We start from the raw sequence: 20,315 nt of genomic DNA, 5'->3' as shown, positions 1-20,315 counted from the left end.
CGCACAGTTTTGTGAAGCCAGCCCCGCCCGGCCGCTCGTACTTCTGAGCGGCCTTCAAATGAATCAAGGAAACCTCAAGAGCATGGGTGAGACAGAGATTATCAGCGCAACCCGCAAATGGGTCGAAGACGTTGTTGTCGGCTACAACCTTTGCCCGTTTGCCAAGCGGGAGCTGATGCGGAGCCGTGTGCGCTTTGTTGTGTCGGATGCGGAAACCGAGGACGGGCTGCTGCAGGCGTTGCACTCGGAACTTCAGCGGCTGCAAGACGAACCGGAGATCGAGACCACCCTTTTGATTCATCCGGGTGTATTGCAGGCGTTCGGTCCCTACAATGAGTTCCTGGATGCGGCAGATGGCTTGTTGGCGTACCTGGAGATGGACGGCGTTTACCAGATTGCCAGTTTCCATCCGGAATACCGGTTTGAGGGTACCGAGCCGGATTCCGCGGAGAACTACACCAATCGGTCACCGTTTCCCATGCTGCATCTGTTGAGGGAAGCCAGTCTGGAGGCGGCGATTGATCGTTACCCGGATGTGGATGGAATACCCCGAAGAAACATCGAGTTGATGGATGAATTGGGCGCGGAGAAGATGCGGAGTATTCTGCGTTCGTGTCTTGGCGAATCAGCGCCTGAGGTCTGAACAGATGGGATTGCTTTTCGAACAAATTGACAGTCAGCCTTCTGTGATCGGTGAGATCACGCTGCGCCGGCGCCGGATTCCGGCGATTGGGGACAGGGACATCTATGAGGTGAAACTGGGCGAGGAATTTCTCATGTCCAGCATGTTCGTGGATGCCGAAGTGGCCCTTGCCGACATCGGGCTGGCGGAAACCGAGGGCGAGGACCTGCGGGTAGTCGTGGGTGGTCTTGGCCTGGGTTACACCGCGGTGGCGGCCTTGCGGGAACCTCGCCTGGAGGAGCTGCTGGTGGTTGAATACCTTGAACCCGTTATTGGCTGGCACCAGGCGGAGCAGGTGCCCCTGGGCAAGGACCTGAACGCTGATCCGCGCAGCCGCTATGTGCATGGCAGCTTCTTCGACCTGGCCGTGGCTGATCCGGAGACCGGCGGCTTTGATCCGGAGAATCCCGGCAAGCAATTCGACGCCATTCTGCTGGACATCGACCACTCGCCCCGGGCCTTGCTGCACGATTCCAGTGCCAGCTTCTACACCGAGCCCAATCTCCGCCTGATGGCCCGGCAAATCAAGCCCCGGGGCGTGTTTGCGATGTGGTCCAACGAGGGCGAGGATGCGGAGTTCATGGCCGTGCTGCGGGCGGTGTTTACCGATGTCGCCTGCCATGTCGTATCCTTTTTCAATCCGTTCCAGAACAGGGAATCGTTCAACACCGTGTATGTGGCCCGCAAATCGGGCTGAAAACCGGAGTCTGTATGCCTGTCACCACACACCGTAGCCGACCCTTCAGTACAGATCAGCGCTTGCCGGAGACGGATACGCCGCCGGTGGTCCACGAGCCGGAGGTCGCTGGTGCCATGCTGGCGGAATTCATTCACCGACACCCGCGGCTGATGATTCTGACCGGTGCTGGCGTCAGCACCGACTCTGGCATTCCCGATTACCGGGATGGCGATGGCGCCTGGAAGCGCAAACAGCCGGTTCAGCACCGGGCGTTCATGGAGGATACGCAGACCCGCCAGCGCTACTGGGGCAGGAGCCTGATCGGCTGGCCGGTGATGCGCAATGCCACGCCCAACCCTTCGCATTTTCACATCGCTGACCTGGAGCTGCTGAATCACAGCAGCCTGGTGGTGACCCAGAACGTCGACCGGCTGCACCAGAAAGCCGGCACCCGGGCGGTGCTGGACCTGCATGGTCGTGCCGATGAGGTACTGTGCATGAGCTGCGGCTACCGATGCCCGCGTGACGAGGTTCATGATCGATGCGCAGACCTCAACCCTGGATTCCGGCATTACACCGCCACCACCGCGCCGGATGGCGACGCCGATCTGGACGTGGATTTCTCCGATTTTCGGGTGGCCGGTTGCCCGAAATGCCGGGGAATTCTCAAGCCGGACGTGGTTTTCTTCGGTGATTTCGTGCCCAGACAACGCGTTAACGCGGCCCTGGATGCCCTGAAAGCCAGTGACGGGCTGCTGGTGATCGGCTCGTCACTGATGGTCTATTCCGGATTTCGCTTCTGCCGTTACGGCAAGGAGTGGGGCAAACCCATGGCCACCCTGAACCTCGGCCGCACAAGGGCCGAGGAACTGGTGGACCTGAAACTCAACAGCCGCATTGGCGAGACGCTTCAGGCCGCACTCGATCAGCTCTGAGGGTTCAGGCAAAACCCAGGGTCTTGCGCCACTTACGCAGCAGCAAGTTGGTGTCGTGCTGCCAGGGGTGGAAATCCGGGCGGAAGTAGTCCAGATACTCGGGGATGATGGCGGTAAACATGCCCTGGCGGCCCCACAGGTGGTTCAGACCCCTGGCCCAGGATTTCAGGTTGGCCAGCTCTCCGTCCTCGCGCATCAGCTCGGCGATGAACGCGTGGATGGCCACCATCACCAGAACCGTGGCCAGTGCCATGGTGCCCATGCGAATGGCGTAATCGGCGGCACCCTTGCCGTAAACCTGCTGGTAAGTGTCGAAGGCCACCGCCTTGTGTTCATTCTCTTCAATACAGTGCCAGGCCCAGAGCGTGCGCATGGTGGGGTCGATGGCCTCCACCAGGTCCTCGCGCCTGAGCAGCTGCGCCGACAGGATGCCAGTGAAGTGCTCCAGGGCCACGGTGCCGGCCAGGTGAACACGCTTGCTGCTGAGCAGGGGCAGGTCTTTCACCGATAGAAAGCCCCGGGTCCACCGCTCCAGTTTTTTGATATCAAAGCCGTGGTTGATGGCGCCTTCGTTGAAGTGGCCGTGTTCCTTGGCGTGCATGGCCTCCTGGCCGATAAAGGCGCTGATGTCCTTTTGCAGCTGGGGGTCCTGTACCTTGTCCCGCACCGCGCGGACGCTGGCCACGAAATAGCGCTCACCATCCGGAAAGAGTGCCGATAGCGCGTTGAAGAGATGGGTCATGAACGGGTCGTTGTCCACCCAGTGACGGGGAACATTCTCAAAGCCGAAGTCCTGGCGGCGAACGGGAAAAGACGCGGTTACTGCTGACATGATAAAAGCCTCGATCACTGAATGACTCACAGACAGACATTACGGGGCTTCACTGGAATTTGTCCGGTTAGAAGGGGACAGATGGTTGTCCGTAGCCGGCAGGCAATCGGGAGGGTCTGAAATGGTCAGGAAGGGAGCCGATGAGGCGGCAGGGCCACCCCATCGGCAAACGGCTCAAACCAGGTTGTAAATGAACACCACGGCTACGGCGACCGGAGTGATGAACCGAAGGGTTACGAACCACAGGTTGAACATGCCGGGCGACAGCGAAAGTTCCTGTTCCATGGCCTCCCGCGACATGATCCAGCCGGCAAAGAGCGCGACCAGCAATCCACCCAGCGGCAACATGATGTTGGCGGTGAAGAAGTCCAGCAAGTCGAAAATGGTCTTGCCTTCGAGCATGGGGATAAAGCCCAGGGGCGCGAAATCGCTCCACAGGTTCAGAGACAGGATCGAGGCAATCCCCAGTGCCCAGCACACGAAGCCTGCGCCCAGTGTACTGACCGTGCGGTTCAGGCCCTGGCGCTCCTCCAGCCATTCCACGATCGGTTCCAGCAGGGAGATACCCGAGGTCCAGGCAGCAAAAATCAGCAACACGAAGAACAGGGTGCCGAACAGCGAGCCCATGGGCATCTGGCCGAAGGCCAGTGGCAGGGTCTGGAAGATCAGGCCGGGGCCTGCGCCGGGTTCAAGGCCATTGGCAAACACAATCGGAAAGATCGCCAGGCCGGCCAGCAGCGCCACGCCAGTGTCAATGATCGATACGGTGATGGATGTGCGGGCAATGGAAATCTTCTTGGGCAGATAGGAGCCGTAAGCCATCATGACCGCCATACCCAGACTCAGGGTGAAGAAGGCGTGGCCCAGGGCCACCAGAATGCCGGAGGTCGTGAGCTTGGAGAAGTCCGGCTGGAACAGGAACGCTGCGGCCTGTCCGAAATGGCCGGTGGTCATGGCATAGCCGACCACAATCAGTAGCAGCACAAACAGGGCCGGCATCAGGATGCTGACGGCCCGTTCAAGGCCTGACCGGACGCCGCGCATCACCACGACCATCACCAGGGCCATGAACAGGGTGTGCCAGGCGAGCAGAGTGGCCGGGTCGCCAAGCAGGCCGGAGAAAATGGCACCGACGGCGTCCGCGGACTGGCCCGCAAGCTGGCCGCTGGCGGTTGTGCCCACGTAGGAAATGGCCCAGCCACCGATCACGGAATAGAACGAGAGAATCAGGAAGCCCGCCAGAATGCCGAGGGCGCCCACCAGCTTCCAGGCCGGCTTCAGTCCGTCCCGCTCGGCAATCAGGCTCAGACTCTTGACCGGGCTGCGGCCGCCCCGGCGCCCGATCATGACCTCCGCCATCATGATGGGAATACCGATGACGGCAATACACAGCAGGTACACCAGAACGAAGGCGCCGCCGCCATTCTCACCGGTCACATACGGAAATTTCCAGATATTGCCAAGGCCGACGGCGGAGCCGGTGGCGGCAAGGATAAAAGCAAGACGTGACGACCAGAGCCCGCGCTTGGCATTGGCGCCTTCGAGGGCCCCGGAATAGCTCGCGGAATCTGAGGAAGTAACAGACATACAGATCTCCTGGAATACTTGTTGTTGTGTCAGGGGTTGGTGAGGGGGCAGAAGAGGGTGTCTGCCCCCGCAGTGGTGCGCCGGTCTGTAATCAGCCGGCGCGGGCCAGCGGATCGGGCGCCAGCCCGGCTCCGGCGGTGTGCTTCTGGAACCGTTCTTCGGCCAGTTCGTTGGCGATTTCCCCGGTCGGGCGCGCCAGGCGGTCGGAACGGTTGAAGATTTCGGTCAGGGTGTCGCCGATGGTATCCACGTGGGCGCGAACCGTCTCTGGAGTGGCTCCGGTGCGCTCGTAGAACACATCGATGATGCCACCGGCGTTGATGGCAAAGTCCGGCGCATAGAGAATGCCCCGGTCCCGCAGCATGGCGTCGTGCTCCGGGTGCTCCAGCAGGTTGTTGGCAGCGCCGGCGATGATGCCCGCCTGCAGTTGGGGAATACTGTTGTCGTTCAGGACCGCACCCATGGCACACGGCGCCACCACGTCCACCGGCAGGAACAGGATGTCCTCGGCGCTGGCCGGTCGGGCGCCAAGCTGGTCCACGGCCCGGCGCATGTTGTCCTCGTGGATGTCATAAACCCACAGCTCTGCGCCGGCCTCGGCCAGGTGTTTTGCCAGCCGGAAACCGACGTTGCCAATGCCCTGGACGGCCACCTTCAGGCCTTTCAGATCATTGCGTCCCAGTTTGTGCTTCACGGCGGCCTTCAGGCCAATGAACGTGCCATAGGCGGTTGCCGGCGACGGATCGCCGTTGCTGGGGTTGCCATCAAAACCGGTGCGTGAGGCGATGCCTGCAACGTGCCGGGTGTGCCGGCCCATCACCTTGAGGTCAGGTACGCTGGTGCCTGAATCTTCGGCGGCGATGTACTGGCCGCCCAAGCGCTCCAGATGGCGCCCCATGGCTTCCATCATGGCCTCGGTCTTGTGCTTGCGCGGGTCGCCAATGATCACGGACTTGCCGCCGCCCAGGTCGAGGTTGGCGAGGGCCGATTTGTAGGTCATACCACGGGACAGGCGCAGCACGTCGCGCAGGGCTTCCTCATCGGAAGCGTAGGGAAACATCCGGCAGCCGCCGAGGGCAGGCCCCCGCGAGGTGTTATGAATGGCGACGATGGCCTTGAGCCCGGTTTCGGGATCGCAGAAAAAGGACAGATGTTCGTGGTTATCGAACTCGGGATGGCTGAAGAGCATGGTGAAATCCTCCCCCACTTGACCGGATCTCGGCATGAGCGGGTGTCTTGTTCTTGTCGACCGGCTTGTGGCCGGCGTTCCGATTTCAGGTGTCCGCTATTCCGATGGGGATCGCCCTTGGAATGATGCCCTTGTGGGACCGGACAGCGTCAAACTAGCTGCATTTAACGTTAACGTCAACATGCAAAAGCGAACGATTAGACATCAGTGTCATATCAGGTGCTGGCTTATCGTGAAACGTTTCCACCAATCATGGGGTTACCCTGGTTGAGTGATTTATAATCAAGGTGTGTCAGTGACACTCAGTTTCCTGAGAGGAGGCACATCATGAAACGCCTTTTCTATCTGGTGGACTCCATCGACAGTCTGGAGGACATCTCCAACGACCTGCACCAACGTGGAATCACCGATTGGCGGTTCCATATTGTCAGCAAGGACGAGGCCGGCCTTTACACGCATCGGCTGCACTCGGCCAGCGTACTCGACCGTACCGATCTGCCCCGCTTCGTTGAGCGCGGCATGATCATAGGCGCGCTCTTCGCTCTGTTCTTTGTGGCGCCGCTCGCGCTTTGGGGCGATCTGGGCTGGCCGGTGTCGGCATTTGTCGCGATCGGCGCCTTTGCCATTATCGCCGGCGGCTGGCTTGGTGGATTCGGCGGTATCAGTACCGTGAACTACCGCATCCGCAAGTTCCATGGCGATATCGAGGCGGGTCGCCACCTGGTGATGGTGGACGTGCCCAAAGCGGACATGGACGAGATGAAGGAGTTGATGGCCAGGAACCATCCGGAAGCCAGACTCCAGGGTGCGGGCAGCAGCTTCAACAACCCCTTCGCTGCTGGCGACGGACGCGTTCACGTCGTCCATTAGTCGCAGGCCGGTGGTTTCTTCGGGAACTACCTATACGCGTACCGGGGAAACTGGCCTAGTTTCCCCGGATGTCTGTCGCTTCCTATCCTTATCAGCTTCAGCCGGCCCGGGTACGGGTAGAATTTTTCCGGCTGCTTCCCATCTCGTTGTTCGTGGTGGCGTTTGGTGCTGCGTTCGGATTGGCGGCGACCCAGAAGGGCCTCGAGCCTCTGCAGGCGATGCTGATGAGCGCCACTGTCTTTGCCGGCGCCTCCCAGTTTGCTGCCGTGGATATGTGGGGCGCCGAGGTAGCCCTGCTGCCGATGATGGCCGTCGTGTTTGCCATCAATTCCCGCCATCTGCTCATGGGCGCTTCGCTGTACCCGATGCTCCGGGAGGTCTCCCCGGGTAAACGCTACGGGCTGCTGCTATTGCTGACGGACGCCAACTGGGCGGTTTCGGCCCAGGAATACCAGAGCGGTCGTCGCAACCTGGAAGTGATTCTCGGCGGTGGCCTGGCCCTCTGGCTGGCGTGGATACTGGGCACCGGCCTGGGCGTCTACTTTGGCGGCCTGCTACAGAACCCGAAAGCCCTGGGCCTGGATATGGTGTTGGGCTGCTTCCTGCTGGCCATGGCCCTTGGCGGCAAGAAATCTCCCAGAGTGCTGGTGGCCTGGACCGTTGCCGCTCTGGCGTCGCTGGCGGCCTGGAATTGGCTGCCGGCGAACACTCACGTGGTGGTGGGCGCCCTGGCCGGCGGTGTGATCGGATTCTTCTGGCTGGACAAACCGCCAGGGGATCGCCATGACCATTGAAACCACGACCAGCGGCATTCTCCTGCTGATCGCCATCATGACGCTGGTTACGCTGGCCACCCGTTTCGGCGGCGTTTTCATCATGTCGTTCGTGAAGATCAATCCCCGGATCGAGAGTTTTATCAATACCATGGCCAGCTCGGTGCTGATTGCTATCATCGTGCCGCTGGCGTTCAGTGGCGATGCCGGCGCGGTGGCCGCCCTGGTGGTGACCGCGGTTATCATGCTGGCCCTGCGCAAACCCCTGCCGGCCATCGCCGCCGGCATAGCTGCTGCCGGGGCGGTTCGCTACCTGGGGGTTGCCAGTTTTTAGCGGTTAACTCCGAGGCAGGTCCGGGCGGGGGCAAGGCTCCCAAAAATGTGCGGAGCCATGGATGGCGGAGCCAAGCGTACACGGATGTATTCACAGCGTTTTTTGGGAGCCTTGCCCCTGCCCGGGCCGTCTGGTTACTGCGCAGCGGGCGTAGGCTCAGGCATTGGATTGGTGTTTCTCAGGGCGAGTTCGCCGATGCCAGGAAGCTTGACGCCAAGGGCCAGGGGATTGATACCGAACGAGAGCCCTAGAAGGTTCACTTCAATGCCTTCCCGGAGGCCGGCGAGAAGGCCGAAATAGCCACCGAGCGAGACCTGGTAGCCGGTACCGCCGGGCACTTCCGCAACAATCTGGTCGCCAAGGTAATCCTTGCCAATGGCATGGTTCGGCAGGGCCACATCCAGACCCTCCACTTCCCGAATGACCCAGGCCACGAAGGTGTTGCTGTTGGGGCCGGGCCAGGCTTCGTATTCGGTCGGGTAGGGGTAGGATTCGACCGCCTGATAGATCTGCGGAATCAGTTTCTCGGCCTCTTCGCCCCGGATATCCGCGTACAGCTCCGGCCGGGCGCCATACCAGTGCCGGTCGGGCTCACCCGGGCGAGAATTCACCACGTAGTTCCGCCAGCCGGTGACTTCATGTACCCGGTAGTGGCTGGCACCCTTTTCCTTGGTGGCGATCCAGGTATGGACGGCAAAGTACCCTCGCCAGCTCCACGCCCGGGCCCCGTAGATCTGGATGATCGCTTCCTCGGCTTCCGAGGGCAGAGGCGCGATGCCGGCGCTTTCCCGGGTTGCGGTATGCCAGCTTTCTGCACCGTGGAGCGTGCCGCTGGCGGCGAGAAGCAGCGGCCCGGAGAGTAGCAGCAGGATGGCGCCCAGCATCCAGCCGGTGTATTTCAGCAGTGGCTTCATTAATCCTGTCCAAAAAAGGCAAACCCATGGGACCCGGTGAACACTGGGGAGTTCCCCCGGCATGAATGAATCGATCTGAGATACGTGAGCCTGCCCCGTGCCGATGAGCGTGAGCCCCGGGGCCCTGGTTTGCTGCCTGCTGGCTTGTCTTCTAGGCTCAAGGGTACAGGCAACCGTTTTTTGGAGGCTTCTATGTCAGACCATCACGTCTACAAGAAAGTGGAAATTGTCGGCTCATCGAAAACCGGGATCGAAGACGCCATTGAAAACGCTCTGGCCGAATGTGGCAAGAGCGTGAAGAACATGGAGTGGTTTGAAGTCACCGAGACCCGGGGCCACATTGTGAACGGCAAGGTGGGCCACTACCAGGTAGTGCTCAAGATCGGTTTCCGTATTGCCGACAGCTAGTAACCAGACTGGACACCAGTAGGCCACAACCGATGTTCTGAACCGTGGAGCCCCAAGGAGATGTGACATGGCTAAAGAACAGCACAGGATTGAACATTCCGCCCTGTTGCTGGTGGACATACAGAACGACTTCTGTGAAGGGGGCAGCCTGGCTGTTCCCGATGCCAGCGACATCCTGCCCCCGGTCAACAAGCTGATTTCCAAAGCGCAGGCGGCCGGGCAGACCATAATCGCCAGCCGGGACTGGCATACGGTGGATCACGCCAGTTTCGAGGCCCGTGGTGGGCCCTGGCCGCCCCACTGCATTCAGGACACCCCGGCCGCGAAGTTTCATCCGGAGCTTTTACTGCCCGACGACGCGATCCGGGTGAGCAAGGGCACCGGCTTTGATACCGACGCCTACTCTGCTTTTGATGGCACGCAACTCGGTAATTTCCTCAGCCGGCGCGGTATCCGGCACCTGACCATTGTGGGCCTGGCGCTGGATGTCTGTGTCCGCGCCACGGTGCTGGACGCCCTCGACAAGGGCTTCTCGGTCGAACTGTTCGAGGCAGGCACCCGGGCTGCAAAGCCCGAAGAGGCGCAGGATATTCTCGAAGAGCTCCAGCTGGCGGGCGCATCGGTTCACTGACTGGCCAAAGGAGGATTCAGATGATTCGGCAGCAAGATCTTGCCCTGATGGTGGATCTTTACGAGTTGGCTATGGCCCAGGCCTATTGGTCGGAGGGCATGGCGGACGAGGCTGTTTTCAGTCTGTTTTTCCGGGAGCTGCCGGAGCATCGCAATTTCATACTCGCCTGCGGCCAGCAGCGGGTCGCGGAGGTAATCCGGGACCTGCGGTTCACCCGGGACCACATCGACCGGTTGCGGGAACTTGACCGGTTTGAACCAGAGTTTCTCGAGTGGCTCGCCGGTTTTCGTTTCAGCGGGACTATCCGGGCGGTCGATGAAGGCACGCCGCTCTTTCCCCAGGAGCCGTTTCTTGAGGTGAGGGCACCTGTGGCGGAAGCGCAGCTGCTCGAGAGCCTGGTGATGAACTACGTGCATCTGGAGTCGGTTCTGGCATCAAAGGCGGTGCGCGTGAGGTTTGCCGCCGGGGATTGCCCGGTGGTGGATTTCGGCATGCGCCGAATGCATGGGCTGGATTCGGCGCACCGGGGCGTGCGCGCCTACCGACTGGCCGGGTTGTCCGGAACCAGTAATGTCCTGGCGGGCCTGGACTTCGGAATGCCTGTCAGCGGCACCATGGCCCACAGTTTTGTCCAGTCCCACGACGAGGAGATGGCGGCCTTCCGGGTTTACGCGAAGCTATACCCCGGCACCACACTGCTCGTGGATACCTACGATTCCCGCCGGGCGGTGGGGCGAATTGTAGAGTGGCTCCAGCAGGAACCGGATGTGGACATCGCGGCCATCCGCCTGGACTCAGGAGATCTGGGCGAGGAAGCCGTGGATTGCCGGAAAATTCTCGACGACGCCGGATTCCACCGGATCAAGATTCTGGTGAGCGGCGGTCTCGACGAATACCGTATTGCCGCCCTGAGGGAAAAGGGCGCTCCCATCGATGGCTTTGGCGTTGGTACGGCTATTGGTGCCGCCAGCGACGTTCCCGCCCTGGAGCTGGCCTACAAACTCACCGAGTACGCGGGCAGGCCCAGAATGAAGAATTCCTCCGGCAAGACCTCCTGGCCCGGTGAGAAGCAGGTGTTCCGTCAATACGATGCCGATGGAACGGCAACCGGTGACATCATTGCCGGCGCCCATGAAATCTTTGACGGTGAACCGCTGCTCAAGCCGGTTCTGGAAGCGGGAGAACTGACCCCCGGTGCCATTGCGTCCCTGGATAACCAGGTGCAATCCGCTTCCCGGGCCATCAACGCCCTTGCGCCGGAGCTCCGTGGCCTTGAGCCGGCCAGGCCCCATCCGGTGTCGTTCAGTGATTACCTGCGTCGGTTGCAGGCCGACACCCTCAAAAAAGTGAGTCTCTGATCCGCCTGGCCACAGGCAGCGGCTGGCTCAGGACTGGCGGATGGCCCGTTGCCGGATGGCGGACACCAGTTGATTCATGTGATCCCGGGCTTCGCCCTCGTGCAATGTGTGGCATTTGTCCTGCAGGACGCGTCGGTCGTGGCTTGAAGAGGCGCTGTTGACGTCCTTGAGCAGGTCGAGGTACTGACAGGCGGCAAGATGGGCCTTGATCTCGGTATCGATCAACCGGGTTACCAGTTCGTCCACCGCCTCGTGACAAAAGGGACGATTGCGGTTGAGCAGATTCCTGGCCTCAAGGGCCGCATTGCGTGCCTCCAGTCTCAGCTCTCCGGCGGCTTCGCCAGACTCCACGGCCCGCAGGAACAGTCCCAATCGTTCGTGCAGGTGCCACACCTGGGGCCAGATCTTGCCGTAGGCATCCATTTCGGTGCGGTAGTGCGCCTGATGCAGCGGATTGGCTCCGCCGTTGCTGGCTGCCTCCGGGCCGTGGTTGAACTGGGCCACTCGCAGGTCGTCCACCTCCCGCCAGAGCGTGTCGGATCGTTCCCGCAGGGCATCCAGTCGTTGCTCATGGCGTCGGCGCGCGCCCGAGATCATCGCCAGGGTAATCAGTGCAATCACCAGGGCCGCTCCTGCCATCAGAAGCGGGAGCTGACCCGCTGCGAGCAGGCCGCCCAGGGGCTCGGTTTCCATATTGTCGGACCCTCTTTCCGTTCCGGTTCCGGTCTTTCAGTATAGAAGCTACGGCGCTGGCTGCCGAAAAGGCAGGACCGATCGGGCGTCCTCGAAGTAGGCCCGCACATGGTCGGCTTCCTCCCGCGTGAAGTTCCCGATGGCGTCCCGGAAAGCGGGGTGAAGAATGCCGTGCCAGGAATGGGTAATAACCGGCTCGAATCCCCGCACCAGTTTGTGTTCGCCCTGGGCGCCGGCGTCTATGTGGTCCAGGCCTAGCGAGAGCGCCAGCTCGATGCCCTGGTAATAACAGGTTTCGAAGTGCAGGTGGTTGTATTCGTCCAGGCAGCCCCAGTAGCGGCCGTAAAGGGTGGTTTCGCCCGCGAGGAACAGGGCACCGGCGATCATCTCGCCGTCCCGAACCGCCATGATCAGGTGCAGGTGCTCTGGCAACTGCTCACGCAACTGTTCGAAAAACGACCTGTTCAGGTACGCCCGCTGCCCCCGCTTCAGGTAGGTGGCCTGGTAGAACACATGAAAGGCCGCCAGTACGTTATCCGGGATATCCCGGCCGGAGAACCGGGCGAAGGTGATGCCCTGTTCGGCCACCTGCCGGCGCTCCTTGCGGATGGACTTGCGTTTGCGGGAGGTGAGGGCGGCCAGGAAGTCGTCGAACCCGCGGTAGCCGTGGTTGTGCCAGTGGAACTGACAGCCGATCCGGTGCAGAGCCGGGTCGTATGCCAGTAGCCGCTGGTCGGCGTCATTCGGGAACAGCAAATGCCAGGAATGGGCTCCCAGCTGTTCGGTCAGGGTGCCCAGCAGGTTGTGCAGCTGTTCCGGCGTGAGCTGACCGCGCAGCGCCGGCTCCAGCAACAGTCGGGGGCCAGTGGAGGGCGTGAAGGGTATGGCTATCAGCAGCTTCGGATAGTAATCCAGACCGTGGCGCTGATAGGCATCGGCCCAGGCCCAGTCGAACACGTACTCGCCCATGGAGTGGCTTTTCAGGTAGGCGGGAGCCACCCCCACTATCCGTCCGGCCCTGCGGAACACCAGGTGGCTGGGCGCCCAGCCGGTGGCTGCCGTGGTACAGCCGGAGTCCTCGAGTGCCCGGAGAAACTCATAGCGCAGGAAAGGGTTGCCTTGGCCCGACAGGCGTTGCCAGTCCTGAGGCGGTATGTCGTGGATGCTTTTGCAGGTTTCCAGGGTAAGGGCATGGTCTGTGTGTGCGGGCATGGCAGGGCAAGACTCCTTGATCGTCCTGATACCTTACGTCAAAACCCGCGCTCTGATCATCCCGGCCGGTAGCAAAGTTGGTTTGGGTGTTGTTGGCGGGGTGATGAACGGCAGTGTAAAGGTTCTGCAAATGGATTGGACGGCCGCGCCGGAGACCACCGCCGGCGTGTTAGACTTCAGGCAGCGAGGCGTGGGGCCGGGTCTGGTGCCCCGCAGTGTGGGAGAGAGAGGATGCAGAGCAGGGTATTGCTGGTTGAGGATGACGCCGAGCTCCGGGAGCTGCTGGCCCGCTACCTCACCAACCAGGGGTTCACCGTCCGCGAAGCCGCCAACGGGCGAGACGGCCTGGCACTGGCTTTGGGCCAGGATTGCGACATTGTGGTTCTGGACATCATGCTGCCGGATATCAGTGGACTGGACGTGCTGCGTGATCTCCGGGCCCGGACACACCTGCCGGTGGTCCTGCTGACAGCGCGGGGTGACGAAACCGATCGGATTGTCGGCTTTGAAGTGGGGGCCGACGATTACATTCCCAAGCCCTGTAATCCCCGGGAGCTGGTGGCAAGACTCCAGGCGCTGTTGCGCCGGATTGCCTGGGACCAGAAGGCAGAAGTCGATGCCACCCGCACCTACGGCGACCTGCGCGTGGAACCGGCCCATCGACGCATCTACCAGAACAACGAGCCGATGGACCTGACCGCAACCGAGTATGAGGTGTTGCAGGTGCTGTTGGCGCACGCCGGAAGCGTGGTGCGCAAGACCGACCTTATGCAGTGGGCTCTTGGCCGGCGGCTGGAGGCCTATGATCGCACTCTGGATATGCACATCAGCAACCTGCGCCGCAAGCTCGGGAGCGACGAACCGCCCCGGATTGAAACTGTGCGCGGGCTCGGCTACAGCTATCGGGTGCCGGAATGAAACGACGCGTTATTTTTCCCCTGTTCTGGCGCATCTTCCTGTCCATCTGGCTGGCCATGGCGGTAACGGTAGTCGCCAGCAATCTCGCCACCCGCATGCTGCTGGACCAGGAACGCCAGGCCATTGAGCGCCAGGCGGGTCTGCGCGGGCTGGCCGAGCAGGCCATTGCCATCCGGGAAGCGGGAGACCGCGGCGAGGCCTGGCGTTTCCTGAAGGCCGAGGGCGAGCGCCTGGAGCTGCATCTGGTTCTGATTGACCAGGACGAACATGATGGCAAGCTGCCCTCGTTCATTCGTGACCGCATGGAGTCTGGCTGGTATCCCCAGAAGCCGGCTGTCCTTGAGGTCGGGCAAGGGTACCGCCTGGTCGCCTGGCCACGGGTGCAGGGGCCGGGCTGGTTGAATCCACGATTCTTCCGGGCCATCGAGTTCGGGCTGGCCTTCGTCATGATTTCCCTGGCGTGCTGGTGGATTGCCCGCATGGTCTCGCGCCCTCTGCGGCACATGGAAACCACGGCCCGGGCGATTGCCCGAGGGGACAATAAACTCAGAGTCAGCGAAGACATCGCCCGGCGCCGGGACGAGGTCGGGCAACTGGCGGCGGCCTTCAACGCCATGACAGAGCAGCTCTGCAGTCTGCTGGAGCGGCAGAAACACCTACTCAGGGACATCTCCCACGATCTCCGTACCCCCCTGGCGCGGCAACGCGTGGCCATTGAACTGGCCAGTGACTCAGGTCCTGACGAGGAGTTGTTGGCCAGCATTCTGCGCCAGAACGAGCGTCTGGAAACCATGACCGGGCAAATCCTGACTCTGTACCGGGTAACCGAGGCCGGCGGCGATATCGAGCGGCAACCGCTGCGACCGGTCCAGGTGGTCAACCAGGTGCTGCGGGATGCGGCTGACTATGCCGAGCAGCGGGGCGTGGATTGTCAGCTGGTGGTCTCGCCGGAATCATCGGGTACCTCTGTGCTGGGCGATGAAGGGCTGCTGCGGCGGGCCATAGACAACATCCTGCAGAACGCGCTGGACCATACGCCACCGGGCAAGGTGGTCCATTTGGATGTGTCGGTGGCAGACGGCTGGCTGGCGCTGGCGTTCGATGACGAGGGTCCGGGCGTACCGCGGGAGCTGCTGGGCCATCTGTTTGAACCCTTCTATCGGGCCGACAAGTCTCGTGGCGGCAAGGGCTGGGGGCTTGGGCTGGCGATCGCCCGGGATATTGTGTCTGCCCATGACGGGCAGATTGATGTGGAGGCCGGGCAGTGGGGTGGCCTAAAGGTGACGCTTCGGCTTCCGGTGTTCTTCGCAGGTGGTTGATGCGGGTGGCTGATCGCAGGGCTTTAATTCCACGGCGCCGGAAAAGTCGATGCCCTCCTGCAGCTCGTCCTCGTCAAAACGGATGCCGCAGGCCGCCTTGCGAAGCTTTGCCGGCTGTGCGGTTCCCGGTGCGTTGTATTCGTCTTCGGAGGCCATAGGTCGTTGTCCATGAAAAAAGATTACCCCGTGCCCGCAGGATACCTTGAGCGGGAAACGGAAGTGAAGAAAAGCCGTTTCATCGCCCGGGTCGTGCCCGTTGGTTCGCGGGACGAGGTGAAAGGCTGGCTGGAGCAGGCGCACCGGGACCATCCCGATGCACGGCATGTCTGCTGGGCCTATCAGATTGGCCGTCCTGGCTCCGCGGCCGAGGCAGCCATGAACGACGACGGCGAGCCCAGCGGTACGGCCGGCAAACCCATCCTGGGGGTCATCCAGCATAAAGACATGGGGGATGTCCTGGTAATGGTGATCCGCTATTTCGGAGGCATCAAACTGGGTGCCGGCGGATTGGTGAGAGCCTATGCCGGCGCTGCGGAGGCAGTACTGTCAGCCGTTGACCGGGTGGTTCAGACGCCCATGCTGGAGCTTGGGGTGACCCTGACGTTTGCCGATGAACAACCCCTGAGGCATTGGTGCGACATGCACGGAGCAACTGTGGAGTCGGTTGAGTATGGCGAGCCGGTGCACGCCAGGGTTCGGGTGCCGGAACACCTGCAGGACGCTTTCGCCGACTTCTGTCATGGGCAAAAGCTTGATTACAGTTTGGCAAGGTGACGGATCCCGGGGGCATCGCCCTGCGTTGTCAGGGCGTATAGTGGGAAAAAGCAACAGGCACGAGCGAGGACAGACAACATGATGCGTTTTCTGATACTGACAATGTGCGCGATCGCGATGACCGGTTGTGCCAGCAACGTGGTGACCGATTACAACTCCTCTGTGGTGTTCGGGAATTATTCTTCCTGGGCTTTCGCGGATAACCAGAGTTCCTCTTCTTTCACGTCACTGGATGGCAGCCGGATACAGCAGGCCATTGAACGGGAATTAAACCGCAAGGCCCTCCGCAAGGTGCCGGCTGCCGAAGCCGACCTGCTGGTGAACTGGCAGATCGTCACCGAAGAACGCCTGGAGCAGACCGGGCTTGGCCTTGGATTTGGTTTCGGCCGTGGCAATTTCGGCTGGGCCCTGTCGGCACCGCCACCCGTGCGTGAGGTTGAGGAAGGCAAGCTGGTGGTGGAGCTGGCAGACAGCGAAACCAAGAACGTGGTCTGGCGCGCGGCCAGTCGCCGTTACCTGAACGAGGATCAGTCGCCCGAAACCCGGCGGAAGTTGATCGATGAGGTGGTCGCCGAGATGTTCAGCAAGTATCCTCCCGGCCTGGATTGAAGCACCAGGCAAACGGTGATTAGCGGGGGAGCACATGAAGAAACGATCTGAAGGCGGACTCGTCTTTTCAACAGAGCAGGGGCGCATGTGCCCCGGGTGCCGTCAGCCTGTGGCTGAATGTACCTGCGCCAATGACTCCCGGCCCGCCGGTGACGGCATTGTGCGGGTCAGCCGGGAGACCAAGGGCCGCAAAGGCAAGGGTGTGACGCTGATAACCGGCATACCCCTTGATGACAAAGCCCTCAAGGCTTACGCCAAGACGCTCAAGGCCAAGTGTGGTACCGGCGGCACCGTAAAGGACGGCGTGGTCGAGATTCAGGGTGATCAGCGGGACATCCTGGTTCCTCTCCTCGAGCAGAAAGGCTGGACCGTTAAGCGGTCCGGTGGCTGATGGTCGAGGCGCAATTGCCTGACTGGGCCGTTACAATAAGGCTTTCCCTGAACAAATCGTTCGTTTGATTCTGTCCGGAGGCAAGCATGCACATACTGGTTTTGGGCGCCGGCGTTGTTGGCACGACAACGGCCTGGTTTCTGCAGAAACAGGGCCATCAGGTTACCGTTGTCGACCGGCAGAACAAGGCTGCCCTGGAAACCAGTTACGCCAACGGCGGGCAGATTTCCGTATCCCATGCTGAACCCTGGGCCAACCCCTCGGCTCCCTTCAAGGTGCTGAAGTGGCTGACCCGACCAGACGCGCCACTGCTGTTCCGGCCGCGGCTGGATCCGGCCCAGTGGCGTTGGGCGTTGTCATTTCTTGGCCAGTGCACCTCCGCAAGGGCGGCCCACAATATCCGCCAGATGGTCAACCTGGGTACCTACAGCCGGGCACAGCTTCAGGCCCTGCGCAAGGAAGCAGGTATCGAGTACGATCACCTGGAAAAAGGCATCCTGCATTTCTACACCAATCCCGCGGAGTTCGAGGCGGCCATGGAGCCGACCCGCCTGATGCAGGATCTGGGCTGCGACCGGCAGGTGATTGATCCGGCCCGTGCCATTGAGCTGGAACCGGCCCTGAAACCCATCCGGCAACGGATTGCTGGCGCTACGTACACCTCCGAGGACGAATCCGGCGATGCCAGGAAGTTTACCCAGAACCTCGCCCAGCGCTGCGCCGACGCCGGCGTGACTTTCCGGTATGGCACCCGGATTCTGGGCTTCGAGCAGGCAAGTGAGCGTATCCTGGGCGTCCAGACCCTGAGCGAGGGGCGCCACGAAACACTGCGTGCGGATGCCTATGTGCTCAGTCTGGGGAGCTTCAGTGCGGCCCTGGCACGTCAACTGGGGATCTCCCTCAACATATACCCGGCCAAGGGCTATTCCATTACCGTTCCGGTCAAAAATGAAGAGGCGGCGTTCAACGTCAGCCTGACCGACGACGAGTACAAGCTGGTGTTCTCGAGGCTGGGTGATCGCATCCGGGTGGCGGGTACCGCCGAACTGAGCGGTTACAGCCGCCGGCTCAACTACACCCGCTGCCGCGCTATAGTGCGCCGCACCGCCGAGGTGATGCCCGAGGCGGGGCACTGGGACCAGGCTGAATTCTGGGCGGGACTGCGTCCGGCCACACCCTCGAACGTTCCCTACATTGGCAAGAGCCACTACGCCAACCTCTACCTGAACACCGGCCACGGTACCCTTGGTTGGACGCATTCATGCGGGTCTGCGGCGGCACTCGCGGACATCATCGATGGCCGGACGCCTGAGGTGGATTTTGCGTTTTCAGGGCTCTGAGCGTGAAAAAGGGGTGAATGATCGCTCATCCACCCCTTCGGATACCTCGTCCAGAAATCCTTACTTGAGCTGATCCCGGATCAGCTTCTTGTTGATCTTGCCAACACTGGTCTTGGGAATATCCTCCACGAAATCAATCTGCTCGGGGATGGCCCATTTGTTGATTTCGCCGCTGTCCACGAACTGCCGGAGGTGGTTCTGGATGTCCGAAACATCGGCCTGCTCGCCCGGTTTGAGGGTAACCAGGGCATGAGGACGCTCGCCCCACTTTTCGTCAGGCACGCCTACCACGGCAGCGCCGGCCACCGCCGGGTGCTGGCTGATCAGGTTTTCCAGATCCAGTGACGACAGCCACTCACCGCCGGTCTTGATCACGTCCTTGATGCGATCCTTGATGGTCAGTGTGTTGTCCGGCTCCATGGAGGCGACATCGCCGGTGTGCAGCCAACCGCCCTGCCATAGCTCCTCGCCTTTGTCCGGTTGCTTGAAGTAGCTCTGGGTCAGCCAGGGGGCCCGGGTAACCACCTCGCCCTTGGCTTCGCCATCGTGGGGCACGGGCTTGCCGTCGGGGTCGACAATCTCGATCTCTACCATGGGCACGGCAATGCCGGTCTTGACCCGTTTGGCGGTCTGTTGCTCCAGGGGCAACTCCAGATCTTCCGGCCGGAGGTGAGTGGTGCTCAAAAGCGGGCAGGTTTCCGACATGCCATAGCCCGTGTACATGCGGATGCCGAGCTTGGCGCCGGCATCGCACAGGCCTTTGGTCAGGGCGCTGCCCCCGATCAAAACGTGCCAGTTGCTGAGATCGGCGGTCTTGATGGACTCGGTGGCCATCATCATTTGCATGATGGTGGGCACACAGTGGGAGAAGGTGACCTCGTGCTCCTTGAGCAGGTCCACCAGCAGTTCCGGCTCATAGCGACCGGGGTAGACCTGCTTGATACCCATCATGGTGGCGGCGTAAGGCACCCCCCAGGCGTGCACGTGGAACATCGGGGTTACCGGCATGTACACGGAAGATGACCGCAGCAGTGGCATCTCGTCGTAGGCCGAGAGGGAACCGGTCATGGCCAGCGTGTGCAGCACGAGCTGGCGATGGCTGAAGAACACGCCCTTGGGGTTGCCGGTGGTGCCGGTGGTGTAGAAGGTGGTGGCCACGCTGTTTTCATCAAAATCCGGAAAGTCGAATTCTGTGGCCGCCGCGGCCAGCAGCGATTCGTACTCACCGGCGGTATCCAGGCTGGTGGACTTGGGGCTGCTCTCGTCGGTGAGCTGGATGTAGGTTTTCACTGTCTGGATGTCGTTCTTCACGGCCTCCAGAATCGGGAGGAAGTCGTCGTGCACCAGCACCACATCATCCTCGGCGTGGTTCATGGTATAGACAATCTGGTCCGGGGACAGTCGTACGTTGATGGTGTGCAGGACGGCGCCAATCATCGGGATGGCAAAAAAGCACTCAAGGTAGCGAGGTGTGTCCCAGTCCATCATGGCAACGGTGTCACCGGGTTTGACGCCGGCATCGGTCAGGGCGTTGGCCAGGCGGTGGATGCGCTCTACCAGGTCGGAGTATGTGTATTTGCTCCGGTTGGCGTACACGATTTCCTGATCGGGTGAGTATCGGGGGCCGGAGAGCAGGAGCTGTTTGATCAGCAATGGGTACTGATGGGCGTTCTCAGCCGGCTCCAGGATGCGGGTCTGTGCCATTGCGTGTTTCCTCTTTCCCGTTTGTTGGTGTTGTCTTGAGAAACAGGGGTTAATCTGACACAGATGCAGGGAAACAGGAACCGGGGAAGATTAAAAAACGCAGAGCGAACGATGGCTTAGGGAAGTCTTCGGATTCGCTCTGGGAGCGGCCCCAGGTCGGGGC

23 protein-coding genes are annotated in these 20,315 nt (G+C 61.4%); 15 read left to right on the top strand and 8 right to left on the bottom strand.

Translation table 11 applies throughout. The features are described 5' to 3' along the window. Positions 1 to 82: 82 nt before the first annotated feature. From AC0J1C_RS12930 to AC0J1C_RS12920, 3 genes are read left to right on the top strand one after another with little or no spacing between them, the layout of a single operon-like run. A complete protein-coding gene (locus AC0J1C_RS12930; protein WP_473044222.1) occupies positions 83 to 643 on the top strand; it encodes a DUF1415 domain-containing protein in 561 nt (186 codons plus the stop codon). Positions 644 to 647: 4 nt separating this feature from the next. Next, the gene (locus tag AC0J1C_RS12925) at positions 648 to 1,379 is read left to right on the top strand and encodes a polyamine aminopropyltransferase (RefSeq protein WP_473044221.1); all 732 of its coding nucleotides are present in this window, start codon (positions 648 to 650) and stop codon (positions 1,377 to 1,379) included. Between the two features lie 14 nt (positions 1,380 to 1,393). Further along, positions 1,394 to 2,296, top strand: a complete 903-nt coding sequence (locus AC0J1C_RS12920; RefSeq protein ID WP_473044220.1) for an NAD-dependent protein deacetylase — start codon at positions 1,394 to 1,396, stop codon at positions 2,294 to 2,296. 4 nt (positions 2,297 to 2,300) lie between these two features. Here AC0J1C_RS12920 and AC0J1C_RS12915 read toward each other — a convergent pair whose 3' ends face one another. The 3 genes from AC0J1C_RS12915 to AC0J1C_RS12905 form a co-directional block, all read right to left on the bottom strand. Further along, on the bottom strand, positions 2,301 to 3,128 hold the full coding sequence (locus AC0J1C_RS12915; RefSeq protein ID WP_473044219.1) for a metal-dependent hydrolase: 828 nt from the start codon (positions 3,126 to 3,128) through the stop codon (positions 2,301 to 2,303). 174 nt (positions 3,129 to 3,302) lie between these two features. Further along, complete coding sequence (locus AC0J1C_RS12910) at positions 3,303 to 4,715, bottom strand: sodium-dependent transporter (protein ID WP_375183157.1); 1,413 nt, start codon at positions 4,713 to 4,715, stop codon at positions 3,303 to 3,305. A 91-nt stretch (positions 4,716 to 4,806) separates the two neighbouring features. Next, positions 4,807 to 5,904, bottom strand: a complete 1,098-nt coding sequence (locus AC0J1C_RS12905; protein ID WP_473044218.1) for a Glu/Leu/Phe/Val family dehydrogenase — start codon at positions 5,902 to 5,904, stop codon at positions 4,807 to 4,809. Positions 5,905 to 6,231: 327 nt separating this feature from the next. On the opposite strand from AC0J1C_RS12905, the gene AC0J1C_RS12900 reads away from it, so the two are divergent. The 3 genes from AC0J1C_RS12900 to AC0J1C_RS12890 all read left to right on the top strand — a co-directional run bounded on the left by AC0J1C_RS12900 (position 6,232) and on the right by AC0J1C_RS12890 (position 7,881). Then, positions 6,232 to 6,774 (top strand): hypothetical protein, encoded by a 543-nt coding sequence (locus AC0J1C_RS12900; protein ID WP_375183155.1) that lies wholly within the window; start codon positions 6,232 to 6,234, stop codon positions 6,772 to 6,774. Between the two features lie 68 nt (positions 6,775 to 6,842). After that, the gene (locus AC0J1C_RS12895; RefSeq protein ID WP_473044217.1) at positions 6,843 to 7,568 is read left to right on the top strand and encodes an AzlC family ABC transporter permease; all 726 of its coding nucleotides are present in this window, start codon (positions 6,843 to 6,845) and stop codon (positions 7,566 to 7,568) included. Then, positions 7,558 to 7,881: an AzlD family protein gene (locus tag AC0J1C_RS12890; protein ID WP_473044216.1), complete on the top strand. Its 324-nt coding sequence runs from the start codon at positions 7,558 to 7,560 to the stop codon at positions 7,879 to 7,881. Before AC0J1C_RS12895 ends, AC0J1C_RS12890 begins: the two co-directional genes overlap by 11 nt. A gap of 134 nt (positions 7,882 to 8,015) precedes the next feature. On the opposite strand, the gene AC0J1C_RS12885 is transcribed toward AC0J1C_RS12890, so the two are convergent. Then, positions 8,016 to 8,795 carry a DUF3750 domain-containing protein gene (locus AC0J1C_RS12885; RefSeq protein WP_375192119.1) on the bottom strand — a complete coding sequence of 260 codons (780 nt, stop codon included), beginning with the start codon at positions 8,793 to 8,795 and terminating at the stop codon, positions 8,016 to 8,018. Between the two features lie 192 nt (positions 8,796 to 8,987). Between AC0J1C_RS12885 and AC0J1C_RS12880 the strand changes: the two genes are divergently transcribed. The 3 genes from AC0J1C_RS12880 to AC0J1C_RS12870 all read left to right on the top strand — a co-directional run bounded on the left by AC0J1C_RS12880 (position 8,988) and on the right by AC0J1C_RS12870 (position 11,192). After that, positions 8,988 to 9,203 (top strand): dodecin, encoded by a 216-nt coding sequence (locus tag AC0J1C_RS12880; RefSeq protein WP_091987039.1) that lies wholly within the window; start codon positions 8,988 to 8,990, stop codon positions 9,201 to 9,203. Positions 9,204 to 9,270: 67 nt separating this feature from the next. After that, positions 9,271 to 9,834 (top strand): isochorismatase family protein, encoded by a 564-nt coding sequence (locus AC0J1C_RS12875; protein ID WP_473044215.1) that lies wholly within the window; start codon positions 9,271 to 9,273, stop codon positions 9,832 to 9,834. 20 nt (positions 9,835 to 9,854) lie between these two features. Continuing rightward, positions 9,855 to 11,192, top strand: a complete 1,338-nt coding sequence (locus AC0J1C_RS12870) for a nicotinate phosphoribosyltransferase (RefSeq protein ID WP_375192121.1) — start codon at positions 9,855 to 9,857, stop codon at positions 11,190 to 11,192. Positions 11,193 to 11,219: 27 nt separating this feature from the next. On the opposite strand, the gene AC0J1C_RS12865 is transcribed toward AC0J1C_RS12870, so the two are convergent. Both AC0J1C_RS12865 and AC0J1C_RS12860 read right to left on the bottom strand, forming a co-directional pair. Beyond that, complete coding sequence (locus AC0J1C_RS12865; protein WP_473044214.1) at positions 11,220 to 11,885, bottom strand: hypothetical protein; 666 nt, start codon at positions 11,883 to 11,885, stop codon at positions 11,220 to 11,222. A gap of 48 nt (positions 11,886 to 11,933) precedes the next feature. After that, positions 11,934 to 13,097: a GNAT family N-acetyltransferase gene (locus AC0J1C_RS12860; RefSeq protein WP_473044213.1), complete on the bottom strand. Its 1,164-nt coding sequence runs from the start codon at positions 13,095 to 13,097 to the stop codon at positions 11,934 to 11,936. A 231-nt stretch (positions 13,098 to 13,328) separates the two neighbouring features. Between AC0J1C_RS12860 and AC0J1C_RS12855 the strand changes: the two genes are divergently transcribed. Continuing rightward, on the top strand, positions 13,329 to 14,015 hold the full coding sequence (locus AC0J1C_RS12855) for a response regulator transcription factor (protein WP_091987025.1): 687 nt from the start codon (positions 13,329 to 13,331) through the stop codon (positions 14,013 to 14,015). Next, complete coding sequence (locus AC0J1C_RS12850; protein WP_473044212.1) at positions 14,012 to 15,334, top strand: sensor histidine kinase; 1,323 nt, start codon at positions 14,012 to 14,014, stop codon at positions 15,332 to 15,334. Before AC0J1C_RS12855 ends, AC0J1C_RS12850 begins: the two co-directional genes overlap by 4 nt. On the opposite strand, the gene AC0J1C_RS12845 is transcribed toward AC0J1C_RS12850, so the two are convergent. Next, on the bottom strand, positions 15,290 to 15,490 hold the full coding sequence (locus AC0J1C_RS12845; protein ID WP_473044211.1) for a hypothetical protein: 201 nt from the start codon (positions 15,488 to 15,490) through the stop codon (positions 15,290 to 15,292). The genes AC0J1C_RS12850 and AC0J1C_RS12845 overlap by 45 nt on opposite strands. 12 nt (positions 15,491 to 15,502) lie before the next feature. Between AC0J1C_RS12845 and AC0J1C_RS12840 the strand changes: the two genes are divergently transcribed. The 4 genes from AC0J1C_RS12840 (at position 15,503) to AC0J1C_RS12825 (ending at position 18,448) form a co-directional block, all read left to right on the top strand. Beyond that, a complete protein-coding gene (locus AC0J1C_RS12840; protein WP_473044210.1) occupies positions 15,503 to 16,108 on the top strand; it encodes an IMPACT family protein in 606 nt (201 codons plus the stop codon). Between the two features lie 78 nt (positions 16,109 to 16,186). Beyond that, on the top strand, positions 16,187 to 16,717 hold the full coding sequence (locus tag AC0J1C_RS12835) for a DUF4136 domain-containing protein (RefSeq protein WP_375192127.1): 531 nt from the start codon (positions 16,187 to 16,189) through the stop codon (positions 16,715 to 16,717). Positions 16,718 to 16,751: 34 nt separating this feature from the next. After that, positions 16,752 to 17,108, top strand: a complete 357-nt coding sequence (locus tag AC0J1C_RS12830) for a translation initiation factor Sui1 (RefSeq protein ID WP_473044209.1) — start codon at positions 16,752 to 16,754, stop codon at positions 17,106 to 17,108. A gap of 86 nt (positions 17,109 to 17,194) precedes the next feature. Next, positions 17,195 to 18,448 carry a D-amino acid dehydrogenase gene (locus tag AC0J1C_RS12825; RefSeq protein ID WP_473044208.1) on the top strand — a complete coding sequence of 418 codons (1,254 nt, stop codon included), beginning with the start codon at positions 17,195 to 17,197 and terminating at the stop codon, positions 18,446 to 18,448. A gap of 60 nt (positions 18,449 to 18,508) precedes the next feature. On the opposite strand, the gene AC0J1C_RS12820 is transcribed toward AC0J1C_RS12825, so the two are convergent. Then, a complete protein-coding gene (locus AC0J1C_RS12820) occupies positions 18,509 to 20,152 on the bottom strand; it encodes a fatty acid--CoA ligase (RefSeq protein ID WP_473044207.1) in 1,644 nt (547 codons plus the stop codon). Between the last annotated feature and the right edge of the window lie 163 nt (positions 20,153 to 20,315).

It is taken from the genome of Marinobacter sp. E2 (assembly GCF_055755345.1).
This window is presented reverse-complemented; position numbering and strand designations above follow the sequence as displayed.

Excerpts from the sequence above, each read along its gene's own strand:
- AC0J1C_RS12930 (WP_473044222.1), top strand. The coding sequence starts at position 83 with ATGGGTGAGACAGAGATTATCAGCGCAACCCGCAAATGGGTCGAAGAC.
- AC0J1C_RS12925 (WP_473044221.1), top strand. The coding sequence starts at position 648 with ATGGGATTGCTTTTCGAACAAATTGACAGTCAGCCTTCTGTGATCGGT.
- AC0J1C_RS12920 (WP_473044220.1), top strand. The coding sequence starts at position 1,394 with ATGCCTGTCACCACACACCGTAGCCGACCCTTCAGTACAGATCAGCGC.
- AC0J1C_RS12915 (WP_473044219.1), bottom strand. The coding sequence starts at position 3,128 with ATGTCAGCAGTAACCGCGTCTTTTCCCGTTCGCCGCCAGGACTTCGGC.
- AC0J1C_RS12910 (WP_375183157.1), bottom strand. The coding sequence starts at position 4,715 with ATGTCTGTTACTTCCTCAGATTCCGCGAGCTATTCCGGGGCCCTCGAA.
- AC0J1C_RS12905 (WP_473044218.1), bottom strand. The coding sequence starts at position 5,904 with ATGCTCTTCAGCCATCCCGAGTTCGATAACCACGAACATCTGTCCTTT.
- AC0J1C_RS12900 (WP_375183155.1), top strand. The coding sequence starts at position 6,232 with ATGAAACGCCTTTTCTATCTGGTGGACTCCATCGACAGTCTGGAGGAC.
- AC0J1C_RS12895 (WP_473044217.1), top strand. The coding sequence starts at position 6,843 with ATGTCTGTCGCTTCCTATCCTTATCAGCTTCAGCCGGCCCGGGTACGG.
- AC0J1C_RS12890 (WP_473044216.1), top strand. The coding sequence starts at position 7,558 with ATGACCATTGAAACCACGACCAGCGGCATTCTCCTGCTGATCGCCATC.
- AC0J1C_RS12885 (WP_375192119.1), bottom strand. The coding sequence starts at position 8,795 with ATGAAGCCACTGCTGAAATACACCGGCTGGATGCTGGGCGCCATCCTG.
- AC0J1C_RS12880 (WP_091987039.1), top strand. The coding sequence starts at position 8,988 with ATGTCAGACCATCACGTCTACAAGAAAGTGGAAATTGTCGGCTCATCG.
- AC0J1C_RS12875 (WP_473044215.1), top strand. The coding sequence starts at position 9,271 with ATGGCTAAAGAACAGCACAGGATTGAACATTCCGCCCTGTTGCTGGTG.
- AC0J1C_RS12870 (WP_375192121.1), top strand. The coding sequence starts at position 9,855 with ATGATTCGGCAGCAAGATCTTGCCCTGATGGTGGATCTTTACGAGTTG.
- AC0J1C_RS12865 (WP_473044214.1), bottom strand. The coding sequence starts at position 11,885 with ATGGAAACCGAGCCCCTGGGCGGCCTGCTCGCAGCGGGTCAGCTCCCG.
- AC0J1C_RS12860 (WP_473044213.1), bottom strand. The coding sequence starts at position 13,097 with ATGCCCGCACACACAGACCATGCCCTTACCCTGGAAACCTGCAAAAGC.
- AC0J1C_RS12855 (WP_091987025.1), top strand. The coding sequence starts at position 13,329 with ATGCAGAGCAGGGTATTGCTGGTTGAGGATGACGCCGAGCTCCGGGAG.
- AC0J1C_RS12850 (WP_473044212.1), top strand. The coding sequence starts at position 14,012 with ATGAAACGACGCGTTATTTTTCCCCTGTTCTGGCGCATCTTCCTGTCC.
- AC0J1C_RS12845 (WP_473044211.1), bottom strand. The coding sequence starts at position 15,490 with ATGGCCTCCGAAGACGAATACAACGCACCGGGAACCGCACAGCCGGCA.
- AC0J1C_RS12840 (WP_473044210.1), top strand. The coding sequence starts at position 15,503 with ATGAAAAAAGATTACCCCGTGCCCGCAGGATACCTTGAGCGGGAAACG.
- AC0J1C_RS12835 (WP_375192127.1), top strand. The coding sequence starts at position 16,187 with ATGATGCGTTTTCTGATACTGACAATGTGCGCGATCGCGATGACCGGT.
- AC0J1C_RS12830 (WP_473044209.1), top strand. The coding sequence starts at position 16,752 with ATGAAGAAACGATCTGAAGGCGGACTCGTCTTTTCAACAGAGCAGGGG.
- AC0J1C_RS12825 (WP_473044208.1), top strand. The coding sequence starts at position 17,195 with ATGCACATACTGGTTTTGGGCGCCGGCGTTGTTGGCACGACAACGGCC.
- AC0J1C_RS12820 (WP_473044207.1), bottom strand. The coding sequence starts at position 20,152 with ATGGCACAGACCCGCATCCTGGAGCCGGCTGAGAACGCCCATCAGTAC.